General features: G+C 35.8%; 18 protein-coding genes. 6 read left to right on the top strand and 12 right to left on the bottom strand.

What is annotated here, in order from left to right:
- Positions 1 to 33: 33 nt before the first annotated feature.
- Positions 34 to 1881 carry a WG repeat-containing protein gene (locus DRF65_RS09515; protein ID WP_165852196.1) on the bottom strand — a complete coding sequence of 616 codons (1848 nt, stop codon included), beginning with the start codon at positions 1879 to 1881 and terminating at the stop codon, positions 34 to 36.
- Between DRF65_RS09515 and DRF65_RS29240 the strand changes: the two genes are divergently transcribed.
- Positions 1824 to 1952, top strand: a complete 129-nt coding sequence (locus DRF65_RS29240) for a DUF4751 family protein (protein WP_394337815.1) — start codon at positions 1824 to 1826, stop codon at positions 1950 to 1952. The two genes, DRF65_RS09515 and DRF65_RS29240, sit on opposite strands and share 58 nt — an antisense overlap.
- A gap of 20 nt (positions 1953 to 1972) precedes the next feature.
- Here the strand turns inward: DRF65_RS29240 and accC are convergent, their stop codons facing one another.
- From accC to pdxA, 5 genes are all read right to left on the bottom strand, one after another.
- The gene (gene accC / locus DRF65_RS09510) at positions 1973 to 3328 is read right to left on the bottom strand and encodes an acetyl-CoA carboxylase biotin carboxylase subunit (protein WP_115970525.1); all 1356 of its coding nucleotides are present in this window, start codon (positions 3326 to 3328) and stop codon (positions 1973 to 1975) included.
- Positions 3329 to 3421: 93 nt separating this feature from the next.
- The gene (accB, locus tag DRF65_RS09505) at positions 3422 to 3907 is read right to left on the bottom strand and encodes an acetyl-CoA carboxylase biotin carboxyl carrier protein (RefSeq protein WP_115970524.1); all 486 of its coding nucleotides are present in this window, start codon (positions 3905 to 3907) and stop codon (positions 3422 to 3424) included.
- 127 nt (positions 3908 to 4034) lie between these two features.
- Complete coding sequence (rpmF, locus tag DRF65_RS09500; protein WP_002976251.1) at positions 4035 to 4238, bottom strand: 50S ribosomal protein L32; 204 nt, start codon at positions 4236 to 4238, stop codon at positions 4035 to 4037.
- A gap of 67 nt (positions 4239 to 4305) precedes the next feature.
- Positions 4306 to 4836 (bottom strand): YceD family protein, encoded by a 531-nt coding sequence (locus DRF65_RS09495; protein WP_115970523.1) that lies wholly within the window; start codon positions 4834 to 4836, stop codon positions 4306 to 4308.
- Between the two features lie 85 nt (positions 4837 to 4921).
- Entirely contained in the window at positions 4922 to 6013 is a 1092-nt protein-coding gene (gene pdxA / locus DRF65_RS09490; RefSeq protein ID WP_115970522.1) for a 4-hydroxythreonine-4-phosphate dehydrogenase PdxA, read from the bottom strand.
- Positions 6014 to 6061: 48 nt separating this feature from the next.
- Between pdxA and DRF65_RS09485 the strand changes: the two genes are divergently transcribed.
- Genes DRF65_RS09485 through DRF65_RS09475 form a run of 3 tightly spaced genes read left to right on the top strand, consistent with a single transcriptional unit; the run spans position 6062 to position 8809 of the window.
- Positions 6062 to 6646, top strand: a complete 585-nt coding sequence (locus DRF65_RS09485; protein WP_115970521.1) for a riboflavin synthase — start codon at positions 6062 to 6064, stop codon at positions 6644 to 6646.
- A 1-nt stretch (position 6647) separates the two neighbouring features.
- Positions 6648 to 8102: a sensor histidine kinase gene (locus tag DRF65_RS09480; protein WP_115970520.1), complete on the top strand. Its 1455-nt coding sequence runs from the start codon at positions 6648 to 6650 to the stop codon at positions 8100 to 8102.
- Complete coding sequence (locus tag DRF65_RS09475) at positions 8102 to 8809, top strand: tRNA1(Val) (adenine(37)-N6)-methyltransferase (RefSeq protein ID WP_115970519.1); 708 nt, start codon at positions 8102 to 8104, stop codon at positions 8807 to 8809. Before DRF65_RS09480 ends, DRF65_RS09475 begins: the two co-directional genes overlap by 1 nt.
- Before the next feature lie 38 nt (positions 8810 to 8847).
- On the opposite strand, the gene DRF65_RS09470 is transcribed toward DRF65_RS09475, so the two are convergent.
- Both DRF65_RS09470 and rpmH read right to left on the bottom strand, forming a co-directional pair.
- A complete protein-coding gene (locus DRF65_RS09470; RefSeq protein ID WP_115970518.1) occupies positions 8848 to 9558 on the bottom strand; it encodes a cell division ATP-binding protein FtsE in 711 nt (236 codons plus the stop codon).
- 153 nt (positions 9559 to 9711) lie between these two features.
- Positions 9712 to 9870 carry a 50S ribosomal protein L34 gene (gene rpmH, locus DRF65_RS09465; protein ID WP_115970517.1) on the bottom strand — a complete coding sequence of 53 codons (159 nt, stop codon included), beginning with the start codon at positions 9868 to 9870 and terminating at the stop codon, positions 9712 to 9714.
- 236 nt (positions 9871 to 10106) lie between these two features.
- Here rpmH and DRF65_RS09460 point away from each other — a divergent pair, with 236 nt between their 5' ends.
- Together DRF65_RS09460 and DRF65_RS09455 are read left to right on the top strand one after the other, a co-directional pair.
- Positions 10107 to 11120, top strand: coding sequence for a DHH family phosphoesterase (locus DRF65_RS09460; RefSeq protein WP_115970516.1), 1014 nt, complete (start codon positions 10107 to 10109; stop codon positions 11118 to 11120).
- Between the two features lie 77 nt (positions 11121 to 11197).
- Entirely contained in the window at positions 11198 to 12811 is a 1614-nt protein-coding gene (locus tag DRF65_RS09455) for a T9SS-dependent choice-of-anchor J family protein (protein ID WP_115970515.1), read from the top strand.
- A 19-nt stretch (positions 12812 to 12830) separates the two neighbouring features.
- Here the strand turns inward: DRF65_RS09455 and DRF65_RS09450 are convergent, their stop codons facing one another.
- The 4 genes from DRF65_RS09450 to DRF65_RS09435 form a co-directional block, all read right to left on the bottom strand.
- A complete protein-coding gene (locus tag DRF65_RS09450) occupies positions 12831 to 13655 on the bottom strand; it encodes a patatin-like phospholipase family protein (RefSeq protein ID WP_115970514.1) in 825 nt (274 codons plus the stop codon).
- A 45-nt stretch (positions 13656 to 13700) separates the two neighbouring features.
- Positions 13701 to 14513, bottom strand: a complete 813-nt coding sequence (locus tag DRF65_RS09445) for a hypothetical protein (protein ID WP_115970513.1) — start codon at positions 14511 to 14513, stop codon at positions 13701 to 13703.
- A 5-nt stretch (positions 14514 to 14518) separates the two neighbouring features.
- The gene (locus tag DRF65_RS09440) at positions 14519 to 15301 is read right to left on the bottom strand and encodes an alpha/beta fold hydrolase (RefSeq protein ID WP_115970512.1); all 783 of its coding nucleotides are present in this window, start codon (positions 15299 to 15301) and stop codon (positions 14519 to 14521) included.
- Between the two features lie 106 nt (positions 15302 to 15407).
- Positions 15408 to 15935 (bottom strand): ExbD/TolR family protein, encoded by a 528-nt coding sequence (locus DRF65_RS09435; protein ID WP_115970511.1) that lies wholly within the window; start codon positions 15933 to 15935, stop codon positions 15408 to 15410.
- Positions 15936 to 16032 lie beyond the last annotated feature (97 nt).

The raw sequence follows: 16032 nt of genomic DNA, 5'->3' as shown, positions 1-16032 counted from the left end.
TTTGGATTTTTTTTGTAAATATATTTCAACAGGTTAATAAATGATTTTGATAACATTCATATAAGGATCAATATATGTTTTAGAAGTTGTTTCTCCATCATAATCATCATGTACAAACATTCCTCCTTCTGAATAACCTTTAAGCGTTGATTTGAATTTTAATTGCATCGCAGGCTTCCATGTATCTTTATTAAGAAGTGTGTAGCTTTTTTCTGTGCCAATAATTAAATAATCCTCGCCTATAGATCCATTAATGTAATCATTATATTGATTATCCGTAGAACCATTGACTGTTTGTACTATTTTCCCATTACTATTATAGATTTCTGTTTTCTCAGGTGAAATTATAATATAATTGAGAGTATTTCTTATTTGTTCACTGGCCAAGAGTTTTTCTTTATAAATAGGATTGTAGTTTTTATCTAAGGGGTATTTATTGCTATTCTCTTTAGTAAAAGGTTTTTTCATAAAGGTATAATATGTCTGCCCTTTTTTTGCTGTTTTTAAAATATTTCCTTTGGTATCAGTAATTATATGGGTGTAGGCGCCTGTCTTTTCATTTCTATTGGCGCCGATAAGAAATTTGTTTTTAGAAAATGTGGCAAAATAATAGGTTGGGCCTTTAATACGATACATGGTCTTGCCGTTTTTTTTCTGAATAAATATACTTTCTGAGTTATTTTGATCATTACTATCGTTGATTCGTAGTATAAAAATATCTTCCAAATACATTACCCGTTGTGTTATGGTTTGTTTTGACCATAAAGGGTGATATTTAAGAATGTTTTTTTCTAAGTTTTCTTTGTTTTGATATCCCGGACTATCTAAAGACATATAATTGATAGATTCTTCGCGAGTATATTCGTGTAAAATTTCTCCCTTAGAATTTAAAATTGCAAGACCATGATTTTCGGGATTTTCTGCAATTATCTGGCCCTCGGAATATCTAAGGTTAGATTCTGAATAAATTTTATTCTGAATGATTTCAAGACTTTTGTTGATGTAGATTGTGGATTTTATTTTTGAATAAATATGATCAACATAATTGGTTCCAACCAACATAATTTCCTTATCATATTCTTCATCTTCATCGTTCAATGGACCTAAGCTATCAAACTGATTTTCAAAATACCTTTTTCCTGTAATCAGGTTCTCCACATAAATTTTTCTGTAATCTTGAATAATTGCCAGATCACCGGTAATATAAATAGTGGTGCTTTCTACTGTTTTTACTTTTTTTCCTGTCTGATCATAGATTACAGTATGCCGTTGAGGGGCTTCTTTTTGAGCTTGAAAATATTTCCCGGAAAAGGTTATTTCTGAATATTCGGCAGGGATAATCTGTTCTCCTTTTTCATTATAAACGCTTGTTAAATTATCGATGCGGACTTTGATAAATCCATCAGCAAGTTGAGAGGTGTTTTTAACCCGAAGTCTTGAAAATCCATCTTTTTTATCCGAGATAAAGTAATCATTGGTTGGAAAGCATTTTGGAGTGATCATCTTTCCCTGAGCATTGATTACAGCATGGCATTTAGATCCTTGAGACTGTCCGGGCTTTGGCGGAATATAAAGAATAATGTCTGCCAGGCCATTCTTAAAATCTGATATGCTGTAATATTGGGTAGGGAGAATAAATTTACCTTTTTCATCAATCAATCCCCATCCTGTCGCTGTAAGAACTTTTGCAAGTTTAATGTCAGAGTTTCTTTTTATCGGTAGAAATTGGCCCACCAGTAGAAATTTTCCTTCAAAAGGATTGGTTTTTAGAGGAGTGTCGGGGCTTAAGATACTGTCTCTATGAATAGTTAGAATTTGTTTGAATTGAGAATAAGCAAGGGTATAAAAGGTCAATAAAAAAAATAAAGCGATTCTTTTCATATAAATCATGGTTTAACCAAATATACCAAGAAAAAATAATCCGTCACACTATAAGTATGACGGACTATTAAAAGTTGTATTATAAATAATCTTAGTGATTATCATATTTTCTGTCCATTACAAAATCCTCCATGAATTTCGTAGTGTAGTTTCCTGCAAGATAATCTTCATTATCCATCAGCTGTCTGTGGAAAGGAATCGTTGTTTTTACTCCTTCAATATAGAATTCCTCAAGAGCACGTCTCATTTTTGCAATAGCTTCTTCACGGGTTTGAGCCGTAGTGATAAGCTTAGCAATCATAGAGTCGTAGTTAGAAGGGATGCTGTATCCGGAATATACGTGAGTATCTACTCTGATTCCGTGTCCGCCAGGGATGTTTAATCCTGTGATTTTTCCTGGAGACGGTCTGAAGTCTGCATAAGGATCTTCAGCGTTGATTCTACATTCGATTGAATGTAATTTCGGGTAATAGTTGATTCCTGAAATAGGAGTTCCTGCAGCAAGAAGAATCTGTTCTCTGATCAGGTCATAATCAATTACCTGCTCAGTAATAGGGTGCTCTACCTGGATTCTTGTATTCATCTCCATGAAATAGAAATTTCTGTGTTTGTCTACAAGGAATTCGATAGTTCCCACTCCTTCGTATCCAATGAATTCAGCAGCTTTTACAGCAGCATCACCCATTTTCTCACGAAGTTCATCAGTCATAAACGGAGAAGGTGTTTCTTCCGTTAATTTCTGGTTTCTTCTCTGTACAGAACAGTCTCTTTCAGAAAGGTGGCAAGCTTTACCGAATTGATCACCTGCAACCTGAATTTCGATGTGTCTAGGCTCCTCGATCAGTTTCTCCATATACATACCTCCGTTTCCAAAGGCAGCTACAGCTTCCTGAATTGCAGATTCCCAGTGATCTTTAAGGTCTTCAGCTTTCCATACTGCTCTCATTCCTTTACCACCACCACCGGCAGTTGCTTTAATCATTACAGGGTATCCTGTTTCTTCAGCAACCTTTACAGCGTGCTCATAAGATTCAATAAGTCCGTCAGAACCTGGTACACATGGTACACCTGCAGCTTTCATGGTAGCCTTAGCGTTAGCTTTGTCTCCCATTTTTTCAATCTGCTCAGGAGATGCTCCAATGAACTTGATTCCGTTTTTCTCGCAAATTCTTGAGAAGTTAGCATTTTCAGATAAGAATCCGTAACCTGGGTGAATGGCGTCTGCGTTTGTAATTTCCGCAGCGGCAATAATGTTAGGGATTTTAAGATATGAGTCTTTGCTCATTGCAGGACCAATACAAACCGCTTCATCAGCAAATCTTACGTGAAGACTGTCTTTATCAGCAGTAGAGTATACTGCAACGGTTTTGATCCCCATTTCTTTACAAGTACGTAAAATACGCATTGCAATTTCGCCACGATTGGCAATTAATATTTTTTTGAACATCTCTCCGAAATTTTAAATTATAAATTTTGAATTTTAAATTATTTTAAATGAAACAGTTTCATCTAAAATTTATAATCTTTAATCTAAAATTCCTTAAGATGGATCTACTAAGAATAATGGTTGGTCATATTCTACCGGAGTTGCATCATCAACTAAGATTTTAACAATTTTTCCGCTAACTTCAGATTCAATCTGGTTGAATAACTTCATTGCTTCAATTACGCAAACTACTTTACCAACGGAAACATCGTCACCTACATTTGCAAATACGTCTTTATCCGGAGATGGTTTTCTGTAGAAAGTACCGATCATTGGAGACTTGATCGTTATATATTTACTGTCATCAGATGCAGTCTCAGCTTTTTCAGCAGCAGGAGCAGGAGCAGAAGTTGCAACAGGAGCTTGAGCAGCTACCGCTTGTGGAGCAGTGTGGTATACTGCAGGCTGTGCGTAAACAGCGTCACTTCCAGCTAATGGAGTTTTAATAGTGATTTCGAAATCTTTAGTCTTGTACTTCACTTCTGAAACTTCAGCCTTAGATACAAACTTAATAAGATTCTGTATGTCTTTAATGTCCATAAATTTGATATTTGATTTTGATCCAAAGATACCAAAAAAACGTAAAAAACAACAAAAAACCGCCAAATTTTATCAAAATTGGGCGGTTTTTGTATTAAAATGAGGCTTTTTCAATGAAAAGCGACTCTTAGTTTTCTTCAGTAGCAGCTACTTCTTTTTCCAATACTACTTTACCTCTGTAGTAAAGTTTTCCTTCATGCCAGTGAGCTCTGTGGTATAGGTGAAGCTCTCCTGTTGTTGCATCTTTAGCTAATTGAGGAACTACAGCTTTGTAGTGAGTTCTTCTCTTATCTCTTCTTGTGGACGATTGTCTTCTCTTTGGATGTGCCATTTTCTAATAACTTTTTTAATTGATGAGCGATGAGATTCATCATCTCATCATATTTAAATTATTCTATTTAATTATTGTCTCTTAATTTTCTTAAAGCGTCCCATCTGGGATCACTCTCATGTTCTTCCTCTTCAGCTTCTTCAATTTCTTTCGGACTGAACTGGTCAAGAATTTTTATATCTTCATCACTTACATTCGGTGATATTTTTTTCATTGGAATAGAAAGCATTACGTTTTCGTAGATCAGATGAGCTACATTAAAAGCGTGCTCTGTGGTAGGAATAGTGATAACATCTTCATTGCTGTCATCATATTCTTCCCCAAAATTCACCAGAATTTTGATTTCATTCTCAATAGGGTAGTCAAAATTTTCATTTGTGATATCACAAACCAGTTCAACTAAACCTTGTATTTTAATCTCAAACTCCAGAAATGTAGTATGCTTATCTAAAAATACATTTACTTCTATTCTGGGATTTGTAAATTCCTGCTCAGTGTCAAATAATTGAAAGAACGTTTTATCTATCTCAAACTTGAACTCGTGTTTTCCGTTTTTAAGTCCGGAAAAGCTTACATCGTAGTTTCTTAACTTGTCCATAAAATGAGTGTGCAAAAATATGCATTTTTTTTTATAATAACAAACAAAATCTAAAACAAATTAATTTAAAATTTGTTTTAACAATTTATGCTTCAGTTTCCTCAGGAAGATCTTCGTCTATTCCGTTATCAACAGCTATTTTTCTCGGCTGAAGGCGGCTGCTCATCAGTTCACCATATTCACTTCTGTTCTTAAAAATCTTAATAGCAGTGAAAATTGCTTCCATAAAACTCTGCTCATCAGCAATATTTTTTCCCGCAATATCATATGCTACCCCATGATCCGGAGAGGTTCTGATAAAAGGAAGTCCTGCGGTATAATTTACCCCTTCTTCATAAGCCAGTGTTTTGAACGGAGCCAATCCCTGATCGTGGTACATTGCTAAAACTGCATCAAAGTTCTTGTATTTGTTAGGCTGGAAGAAACTATCTGCGGGGAAAGGACCAAATGCGAGAATTCCATTATCTGAAAGTTCCTGAATAGCCGGGCTTATGATCTCAATTTCTTCACTTCCGATAACACCGCCATCACCAGCATGAGGATTTAATCCCAATACCGCAATTTTAGGTTTCTGAATACAGAAATCTTCAATAAGAGTCTGGTTCAGGACCTTAATCTGTTTTTTGATTTTTTCTTTGGAAATATTCTCAGCTATCTGAGCAATAGGAATATGATGGGTGGAAACAGCTACTTTAAGATCTTCAGTTACCAGAAACATTAATCCTTTTTTATTGAACTTTTCTTCAAAATATCCAGTATGTCCGGTATGTTTAAAGCCCATTTTTACCATTTCATCCTTGTTGATAGGAGCTGTTACAAGAACATCAATATCTCCATTCATTAAAGCTTCAGTAGCTGCGTCTAAAGAATCAATTGCCATTTTGGTGGATTCTTCTGTAGGGACTCCCAGTTCTACATTTACATTTTCTTTGGTAAGATTCAGCATATTCAGCTTGCCGGGCTGGGCCTGGGAAGCTTCATTGATATAATTGAAATTAAGATTCAGCTTGAAAATATTTTTCTGATAAGTAAATAATTTTCCCGAACCAAAAATCACAGGAGTGAAAAAATCCGTAATGGTTTTGTCTGTCAGAGACTTCATGATGATCTCCGGACCGATGCCATTGAAATCACCGATTGAAATTCCTACTCGTACTTTATGGTTTTTTGGGCTCATTTTGATTATCTTTGAAGATTATAATTTACAAATTTAGCAAAAAATAATATGTTCACAGGAATTATTGAAGCAGTTGGTGTTATTGAAAAGATTGAAGAGAAAGGAAGCAACATAGATTTCACCCTGACATGCCCTTTTACAAACGAGCTTAAAATTGATCAGAGCCTTGCTCACAACGGTTGTTGTCTGACAGTGGTTGAGATTAAGGAAAACCAATATGTAGTTACAGCAATCAACGAAACACTGGAGAAAACAAATCTTGGAAAATGGGGTTTGGGAACTGTTGTGAATCTGGAACGTTGTATGAAAATGGATGGAAGACTGGATGGTCACATCGTTCAGGGTCACGTAGATAAAACAGGAGAAGTGGTAGGGATCGAAAATAAAGACGGGAGTTATTTCATTACCATGAAATATGATGCAGATGGAAGTTTTGTAACCGTACCTCAGGGTTCTATTACAGTAAATGGAATTAGTTTAACTGTTGCGAAAAGTGAAGATACACAGTTTTCTGTAGCCATTATTCCCTACACCTGGGAGTTTACCAATATGAAACACCTGAAAATTGGTGATAAAGTAAACCTGGAATTTGATATCATTGGTAAGTATATTGCTAGGTTAATTAAAAAGTAGGATGTCATTAAATAAATATAAAGGATATAGCTTAAGGAATCGTGTGTTTTTCGGTTTCTTACTGGTATGCTTTTTAAGTGTTGTGGCAACATCACTGGTTCCTTATTTTGTATTGAGAAATAATTCCCTGCAGCAGAGTAATATCGATATGCAGGAAAAGACCAATGCGGTAATGAGATATCTGGATTATGCCGTAAGCCGTACATTGGTAGAGACAAAAGATCTGCCGAAGGTTCTGGGGAATAAGATCTTTGAGATCGCAGATATTAATCAGCATGATATTGTCATTTATGATCTACAGGGGAACTATGTACTTTCCAATAAAGATGAAAGCCTGATTGATCAGAAAAGACTTTCTATAGAAATTATCAACAAGATTCTGTCTACAGATGCAAGAGTTGATATGACCAGATATGATGCAGCCAAAGATGCTAAGCTTACTTCTTCCTATCTTTTACTGAAGAACAATGAACTGGAGCCTATCGGTATTGTTTATATTCCTTTGTATCATAATGAATCAGCCTACCTTGATGTATTGCATCAGTATGTCAAATATATTCTTTTAGTCGATATATTCCTTATCCTGTTCAGTATCTGGATAAGTTGGGTGACCTCTAACGGTCTGGCAAAAACCATTACAAAATTCTCTGATATGATTACCCGTATTACATTGTTTGAAAATGAAATGCGTCCTATCAGGTATTATAAAAATGATGAGTTGAATGCCTTGGCAAGAGCATATAACAGGATGATTCTTCAGATTCAGGACCAAAAAGAAAGGTTAAGGTTTAAAGCATCTGAAGAAGCGTGGCGAGAAATGGCAAAACAGGTGGCCCATGAAGTGAAAAACCCACTTACTCCGATGAAGCTTACCATTCAGAATTTTGAAAGAAAATTTGATCCGGAAGATCCAAACATCAGAGAGAGGGTAAAGCTGATGAGTAAAACAATGGTAGATCAGATCGATCTGATTGCTACTGTAGCTTCTGCATTCTCAGAGTTTGCCAAGCTTCCTGAAAAAAATAACGAAGTAATCAATTTGAATACTGAAGTGGAAGATATTCTTTGTGTATTCAATGATGACAGTATCTTTATGCATGCTAACAAGGGTGATATTATGATTAATATGGATAGGATTTATCTTTCCAGGATCATTACTAATCTTGTAACCAATGCTAAGCAGGCTGAAAGTGATGAAAGAAAGCTGATTATCAATGTAGATGTGGAGCAGCATCAGCGAAGGGTGATCATCTCTATTCAGGATAACGGAATTGGAATTCCTGAAAATATGTACGAAAGAATTTTTGAACCTAACTTCACTTCCAAAAGCAGTGGAATGGGGCTTGGCCTGTCTATGGTAAGAAAAATGATTGAAGACTATAAAGGAGAGATCTCCGTGAAATCGGAAGTAGGGAAGGGGTCTACATTCATCATTACATTACCTACCAATTTATAGTGAAATCTTTTAAGTTTAAGCAATTTGAGATCCGGCAATCCAAAGACGTCTTCCGTGTAGGAACAGACGGTGTTCTGCTTGGCGCTTTAGCAAATATAGAATCGGCTTTTCGTGTTTTGGAAGTAGGAACCGGAACGGGGTTGATCTCATTGATGCTGGCACAAAGAAATTTGCATGCTGATTTTTTAGGATTGGATATTAATGCAGATGCTGTAGCCCTGACAAGACTTAATTTTGAAAATGCACCTTTCAGCGCAAGATTAAAGAATCTGTATCAGGATTTTAAAACCTTTGAAACGGAAGAAAAATATGATCTGATTGTTTCAAACCCTCCTTATTTTGAAGAATCCGGATCCGATAAAGATAAAATTGCCCGCCAGACAGTAGAATTGAATTTTAAGCAGCTTATCGCTCAGTCTGCCGGTTTTTTGTCTGAAGATGGCTCTCTTTCTGTTATTATTCCGGTTGAGGGTGGAGAAGTCTTTGTCTCAATGGCAGAAGACTGTAATCTGTTTCTCAACAGAAAGGTTAATATCAAAGGAATTGAAAATGCCAAAACAAAAAGATTGGTCTTAGAATTTTCTCCAACTGAAAAAAAACTTCTGGAATCTGAGTTTATTATAGAAAAAAGTCCGAGAATATACTCGGACCAATATCTTGAACTCACTAAAGAGTTTCATATCTTTAAAAAAGAAGCCAGAGGTTAGAATTTTATAATTTCTTATTCTCCGTATTTCTTAATTTTTTATTCAAATAATTCTGCTGTATCCAATACTGATACTTTTCCATCCTCACATCTGATAGCTTCACCAGGGAAGTTTTGGATCATATGGTAATCGTGTGTTGCCATTACTACAGCGGCTCCATTTTCAAGGGCAACCTGCTTCAGTAAGGTCATAATTTCGTTGGAAGTTTCAGGGTCAAGGTTTCCTGTTGGCTCATCTGCCAGGATCAGGTCCGGGTGGTTAAGCAGGGCTCTTGCGATGGCGATACGTTGTTGTTCACCTCCTGAAAGTTCGTGTGGCATTTTGTGCTTTTTGCTCTTCATGTTCACACTTCCCAATACTTCATTGATTCTGTCTTCTATTTTTACGTTATCACTCCATCCTGTGGCTTCCAAAACAAATTTAAGATTCTTTTCAACAGTTCTGTCAGAAAGCAACTGGAAATCCTGGAATACAATTCCTAGTTTTCTTCTTAGATTGGGGATATCAGACGGTTTTAATTTAGCCAGGTCAAATCCTACCACAGATCCGTGTCCTGATGCTAATGGAATGTGTCCATAAAGCGTTTTCAGAAGGGAGCTTTTTCCGGAGCCTGTTTTTCCAATAAGATAGCAGAATCTGCCTTTTTTAATATTAAGATTGACATCAGAAAGAACAGTGAAGTTTTTTTGAGCAATTTTAGCGTGCTGTAAACTTATAATATTGTCTCCGGAGATATTTGTATGTGGCATAATTTAATTTTAAAGGCTATTTCTAACAAAAAATTTTCAATCTTTAAAAATAGAAAAAAGAAGTCTATTTGACTCTAATTTTAATAAATTTTAACAACAAAAAATGCCTGAAAAGGAAATTTTCAAGCATTTTTTGTATATGATAATAAAAGATTATCTCTTAGCGCGTGTTGCACTGATCGTTAAACTCTTTCTGCCTTTAGCTCTTCTCGCAGCCAAAACTCTTCTTCCATTTGGCGTAGACATTCTTTCTCTGAAACCGTGTTTGTTTCTTCTTTTTCTTTCTGATGGCTGGAATGTTCTTTTACTCATTACTATATGTTTAAATCGTAATTAATCTATTAATTTTCAGGTTGCAAAGATATATAAAATTTTATAAGATACAAACTTTAATTATCTTTTTTTAAAATTATCTATTGTGTTTTTTTTATCAGACATTTACAAACCCTTATGGAGACCTGAATTTATCTGTGCAAAAATAATATTTAAATGATTTATATAAAAGCTTTATCTTTGAAAACTTAAATTTTAACGAAAATAAACACAAGATGTTTACACCAGCAGAACTTTTAGAGATCAATACATTACTTACACCTGAAAACAAAATAGTTATTCTTACCCACTATAATCCGGATGGTGATGCTATTGGTTCCAGTCTGGGATTGAAACATTATTTAAAGGCAAAAGGAATTCATGCAGAGGTTATCGTTCCCAACGATTTTCCAAAATTTCTGAAATGGATGCCGGAGTCCAAAAAAGTGATTATTGCAGAATACAAAAGAAAGCTGGCTGCTGATATGATTGCTGCTGCAGATGTTATTTTCTGTCTAGATTTTAACTCTCCTTCCAGAATCGGTTTATTGGGAGACTGGCTGGTAAAGGCTCAGGGAAAGAAAATTCTTATTGACCACCACCAACAGCCGGAACAATTTGACTTTGTTTACTCGGATACGGTAATTCCTGCTACTTCACAGATGATTTATCATTTCATTGAAGCGCTGGAAGATGAAAAACTGGTGAACCAGGATATGGCAGAATGTATGTATACCGGAATTATGACTGATACAGGTGGTTTCCGTTTCCGTTCTACCAGTGCTACTACCCATAGAATTATTGCGAATCTGATTGAAAAAGGAGCAGATCCGGCGATGATTACTTCCAATACCTGGGATACCAATACTGTTTCACGCCTTCATTTGCTTGCTTTGGTTTTAGGAAGAATAGAAGTGGTGAATAATGGTACTGTAGCTATTTTAAGCCTTACAAGAAATGAGCTTAAAGAATTTGGCTTCCAGAAAGGTGATACAGAAGGCTTTGTAAATTATGGCTTAAGTATTGCCGGAGTGAAAATGTCTGCCTTCTTTATGGAAGATCTTTATGAAGACTTTATCAAAATCTCATTTAGAAGTAAAGATGATGTGGATGTAAACCAATTCTCAAGAAAATACTTCAATGGTGGCGGTCACATTAATGCTGCCGGAGGAAAATCATATGGTTCTCTGAACAATACGATTGGAAATTTTAAAGATGTTTTAGATAAAGACGACTTTATTAAATCCTAAAGTTATTTTGTAATTGCTTGTTTATATGATGGCTTTTTGTTAGTTTTGATGTAAAACCTACTAAAAAACGAGACATTATGAAAACAAGATTACTCGCGATGCTGTTTGCATTGCCATTGGCTGCAAATGCGCAATTTACCCAAAACTTTGATGCCGGAACAACCACTCCTGCCGGCTGGACTGTCATTAACGGAGGGGATGCTGCTGGATTTATCTTTAGTGCCGGGGCTCCAAGAAGTGTGTATTCATTACCCAATGCCGCTCAGATTAATTATTCAGCTACAGCACATGATGATTATTTGGTAACTCCCGCTATTACTGTGACTGCAGGGGTTAATACCAGATTAACTTATTTTGTAAAGAATCAGGACCCTAATTATGTGGAAAATTATGAAATTAAATTGTCCACAACAACAGCTACGGCTGCAGCTTTTACTACTGTATTAACTCCGGAGGCACCAGCTCCTAACAAGTGGACGTTCTTTTCCGTAGATCTTTCTGCTTATGTAGGGCAAACAGTGTATGTAGGGTTTCATGCAGTTTCTGCAGATAAATTCAGATTGCTGTTTGACAGTATTAACAATGATGTTGCTCCTACTACAGCTCCTGGTTGTAGTACATTGGTATCACCAGCTAATGGAGCTACCAACGTAAATCCAAATTCAATGACGCTTACATGGTCTGCTCCTGCAGCTGGAGCGACGGTAGATAGTTATGATGTATATATGGATACCAATCCTAATCCTACAACTTTAGTTTCAAGCAGTTATTTATTTGCTGATTTTAGTAATTTACAAGGAAATACTACTTATTATTGGAAGGTTGTTCCTAAAAATGTTGTGGGGGCAGCTGCAAGTTGCCAGGTTTATAGTTTTACAACAAGAGATGCATTTGCTCCTTATTGTGCAGGTAATTTACTATTTGGTCCGGGAGCTACGGGTACAAGTGGTGGAATTGAACCTATTACATCGGTACAGCTAGCTAATATGACCAATACTTCTTCAGAAGTTTTAACGAGTCTTCCTCATGAAAATTTTACAGATAAAATTGCGTCTGTAGAACAAGGGGGAACCTATCCAATTACTTTAAAAGGGAATACAGATGGGAATGCTACAGATAAATTTACAGTATTTATAGACTGGAATCAGAATGGAAACTTCCTGGATGCAGGTGAGGTTTATTTTGGAACAGCAGCTACTGCAGTAACAATAACAAATTCGACAGGTGTAGATGCAGTAACAGCTACTGGAAATATTGTTGTTCCAGCTACAGCAACATTAGGGAAAACAAGAATGAGAATTAAGAAGAATTATGCTTCAGCAGCAAACTTTTATTTAAGTCCATGCTATTCTTCAGGAGCTGCTCTTACTGCTACTGCTGGTGCTGTAGGTTGGGGACAGGCTGAGGATTATAGTATTATGGTGTCTGCTGCAGGAACCCTTGGAGTAAATGAAAGTAAAGCTAAATCTACAGTAGGAGTGTATCCAAACCCAATGAAAGATATTCTCAATATTTCTACTGCAGATAAAAAAATAACAGAAGTTTCATTCTATTCTGCCGACGGAAGATTAGTGAAATCTGTTAAAGAAAATATCTCTACTGTTAATACAGATGGTCTGAATTCAGGAGTGTATATCGTAAAAGTAAAAACATCAGATTCTGAACAGACATTCAAAGTAATAAAAGAATAATGGAAAGTATCCGTTAGTTTTATAAGAAGCTCTCAATTTGAGAGCTTTTTTTATGCCCTTTTTCTTCCAGTTCCTGACAGGTGTATTCGTAGACCTGCTGGAACATTTCATCCATATATTTCTTATTGAAAAGACTGTACTTTGTCATTTTAGGCGGATCTAAAAATATATTACAGTGTTTCACTTTAGAATATACTGATTTTGCGATGGCCAAATGGAGAATACGGTCAAACTCTTTCATCAGACTCATCTTGTTTAATTCATCATAGCTTATTGAATTCACATGGGAAGCAATCAGAAAATCGCATTTATCCATAATAGGTTCAATGGGAAGGTTATCCAGAACTCCACCATCTACATATATTTTATCACCCATTCTTACTGGCGGCAGGATGAAAGGGACACTTGATGAAGCCAAAAGAGGAGTGAATAGTTCACCTTCAGAAAAGAAGTCAACAATACCGTGAGTCATTTCTGTGGTGGCGATGTAAACAGGGATCTTCAGAATGTTAAAATTGTCTTCAGGGAAATAATCCTTGAATAGTTTTAAGATGAAATTAGAGCTGAAAATTCCATTTTTTGATAACTTCAGGGCAGACCGTGAAAAAAAAGAAGTTTGCCTTACAATTTCCATCATTTCGTCCGGTGTTTTTCCAAATGAATAAAAAGCGGCAATGATAGAACCTGCGCTGGTCCCGGAAATAATATGAGGTTTAAGATTGTATTCTTCCAGTGCTTTTAAAACGGCAATATGGGCAATTCCACGCATTCCTCCGCCTGAAAGTGTAAGTCCGATAACCGGAGGTTTCGGGGGTGTCTTTTTTTTGAACGAGAATATTCCCATTGAGAAAATTATACCTTACTAATATACAGGATTTTTTGTGAATGTTTATGGCTCGTCACATTCAGAATCGATCTTGATGAATAAAGCATTGAATTCATTATTTATTTTTTCATCATGAGAAACCCTCTGTATTTTATCGTTGGCACAATTTCCCCAGCCAAAAGTAATCAGATCAAGAAGAGCATAGTCTCTATTGTCTGATGAACCCAGTTGTTCATTGAATTCATCCATGATACGTTGCGGATTCCCGTTTGTTTTACTCATTTCCTCCCTGAGCTTTTTCCATTCTGCAAACATTTGATCATCAGTTGAATTTAAAGCCTTTGAAAAGTTTTTACATTTATCATTTTTGAGCAGAACTGAAGGGTCGGAATAGGCAAGAGTCTGGGTTTTCAATTTCTCATAAGTTTGAACAAGTTCTTCATAAGTTTTCTTTTTGATATCCTGCCAGTATGGGGTATTTACAACCTTCAGGTTTTGAATCTGAGCTTTTCTTTCTGCAAAATCTTTATCCAGCTTTGCCAGAATTTTATCTTTATTATTTCTTACTTCTGTAAGGTCTTTAAGGTTGTGAACAAATGGGGAATCAAGTAAAGAACCGCTCAGTTCAAACCAAAGTTTATAAGTTCCTTTAATTTCTTCTTTTGAGTATTTATTGCTGTCAAAATATCCTTTGTTGTCACATAATTCTGTTACAAATTGAAAAACTTCCTGCTTAGGCTGAACAGCCGTTAAAGTATCTGCTTTTTGAGATAATGCCTGAGCTGAATCTGCAGGCTCAGTACTGGATGTTGGCTGTTTTTCCTTTTTGCAACTTAGAAATACAAGAAGAAAGATAGACATTATAGCAATTCTCATGATTTTTATAATACTAATTTTTTAGGTAAATCATGTAAAAGCTCTGTATTGATAATTTCTGCACAAATGCCTGGTTTTTCCCAATGTCCGTTGTGTCCGCAGTCTAATATATAGGATTTGATATTCGTTCTGTCCGGAAGATTTTTGATGGTAAGATCTGTTTTTACAGCAGTGTCATGCTTGCCTGCCAGTACAAGGATCTTGGCTTCCAGATTTTGCATGACATGCTTTTTATCAGTCCTTTCTACCATTCCTTTTACACAGGCAAGAGCTCCCATATTATTGGTGGAAAGTGCTGTTTCCAGTGCCGTTTCAATTTTTCCTTCCAGAATATCTCTCTCATTGGGATTGAACAGGTTGGGGATTCCGGCTCTGACATAATGGGCAAAAGCATCTTTGATGATCCTGTAACTTTTGATGCGTTGTTGTTTCTTCTCTTCATCATCTGCAAAATAAGTGGAGAAGAAAAGAGTTAAGCTCTTCAGTGTGTCAGGATATTTTTCAGCAAAAGCCAGAGAAGTGTAGCCACCCATGGAATGTCCCAGTACATGTACTTTCTCTATATTCTGATTATCTAAAACTTTTTTTACTTCATCAGCCATTAGTTCCATAGTATGGATTTCTCCAAAGATCTCCGATTGTCCGTGACCCGGAAGATCAATTTTTAAAAGGGAGAAGTCTTTGGATAGATGAGTCTCCATATCACTCCAGATAGACAGGTTTTCCATAAATCCGTGGAGGAGTACTAAGGTTTCTTTTCCATTTCCTTTTCTTTCAAAGTTCAGCATGATTTCAAAATTAGAGAGGTTAAAATAATACAGCAGATCTACTGCTGACCAGTTTTACTTTCAAATGTAAACAAAAAAGAGCATTTTAAAAATGCTCTTCCCTGTTTTATTGAGTTAATTCTTTGTAAACCTTTGTTTCCCAAGGTTTGATATCAGTTACTCCGTAACGCTCTTTTTTAGAAATAGCCAGATCGTCCAATATGTCTACAAAGTTTTTGTAGTTAGCTTCATCAGTAGGTTTGATAATTACGGTGAATTTTTTTTGGTTAGGGGCGTTTTTATAAGCTTCAGAAATGATTTTTGAAATATTTAATCCACTAAAGTCTGTTTCTTTAAGGTTTGAGGTGTTTAAATCTGTTGCATTGCTTTGGTGGTAAAACACTCTGTTATCTTTTCCCAGAATGAATGTAACCTGATTTTTATCTCCAATAACATAGTCGTTAATAGGTGGTTTGGGGTTGTGGTCTTTTGCGGGAAGTCCAAGATCCATCACGTTGGGTTTGGTAAAATTAGTCGTAAACATGAAAAACATCAACAGTAGGAAATTGAGATCTACCATTGGAGTCATGTCAATTTTTATTAATTTCTTTTTTTGCTTGCCGCCTTGTTGTTCTTGTGCAATTACTTCAGCCATAATTCATATTTTAAAATGTTAAACGGTATTTGGTGAAAACTTTAAAAATCTGATCGTGATTTTGAAAAGTTGATACAAAGTTGATGCCTAACTATTT

It is taken from the genome of Chryseobacterium pennae, assembly GCF_003385515.1.
Lineage (GTDB): Bacteria > Bacteroidota > Bacteroidia > Flavobacteriales > Weeksellaceae > Chryseobacterium > Chryseobacterium pennae.
This window is presented reverse-complemented; position numbering and strand designations above follow the sequence as displayed.

Excerpts from the sequence above, each read along its gene's own strand:
- DRF65_RS09515 (WP_165852196.1), bottom strand. The coding sequence starts at position 1,881 with ATGAAAAGAATCGCTTTATTTTTTTTATTGACCTTTTATACCCTTGCT.
- accC (WP_115970525.1), bottom strand. The coding sequence starts at position 3,328 with ATGTTCAAAAAAATATTAATTGCCAATCGTGGCGAAATTGCAATGCGT.
- accB (WP_115970524.1), bottom strand. The coding sequence starts at position 3,907 with ATGGACATTAAAGACATACAGAATCTTATTAAGTTTGTATCTAAGGCT.
- rpmF (WP_002976251.1), bottom strand. The coding sequence starts at position 4,238 with ATGGCACATCCAAAGAGAAGACAATCGTCCACAAGAAGAGATAAGAGA.
- DRF65_RS09495 (WP_115970523.1), bottom strand. The coding sequence starts at position 4,836 with ATGGACAAGTTAAGAAACTACGATGTAAGCTTTTCCGGACTTAAAAAC.
- pdxA (WP_115970522.1), bottom strand. The coding sequence starts at position 6,013 with ATGAGCCCAAAAAACCATAAAGTACGAGTAGGAATTTCAATCGGTGAT.
- DRF65_RS09485 (WP_115970521.1), top strand. The coding sequence starts at position 6,062 with ATGTTCACAGGAATTATTGAAGCAGTTGGTGTTATTGAAAAGATTGAA.
- DRF65_RS09480 (WP_115970520.1), top strand. The coding sequence starts at position 6,648 with ATGTCATTAAATAAATATAAAGGATATAGCTTAAGGAATCGTGTGTTT.
- DRF65_RS09470 (WP_115970518.1), bottom strand. The coding sequence starts at position 9,558 with ATGCCACATACAAATATCTCCGGAGACAATATTATAAGTTTACAGCAC.
- rpmH (WP_115970517.1), bottom strand. The coding sequence starts at position 9,870 with ATGAGTAAAAGAACATTCCAGCCATCAGAAAGAAAAAGAAGAAACAAA.
- DRF65_RS09460 (WP_115970516.1), top strand. The coding sequence starts at position 10,107 with ATGTTTACACCAGCAGAACTTTTAGAGATCAATACATTACTTACACCT.
- DRF65_RS09455 (WP_115970515.1), top strand. The coding sequence starts at position 11,198 with ATGAAAACAAGATTACTCGCGATGCTGTTTGCATTGCCATTGGCTGCA.
- DRF65_RS09450 (WP_115970514.1), bottom strand. The coding sequence starts at position 13,655 with ATGGGAATATTCTCGTTCAAAAAAAAGACACCCCCGAAACCTCCGGTT.
- DRF65_RS09445 (WP_115970513.1), bottom strand. The coding sequence starts at position 14,513 with ATGAGAATTGCTATAATGTCTATCTTTCTTCTTGTATTTCTAAGTTGC.
- DRF65_RS09440 (WP_115970512.1), bottom strand. The coding sequence starts at position 15,301 with ATGCTGAACTTTGAAAGAAAAGGAAATGGAAAAGAAACCTTAGTACTC.
- DRF65_RS09435 (WP_115970511.1), bottom strand. The coding sequence starts at position 15,935 with ATGGCTGAAGTAATTGCACAAGAACAACAAGGCGGCAAGCAAAAAAAG.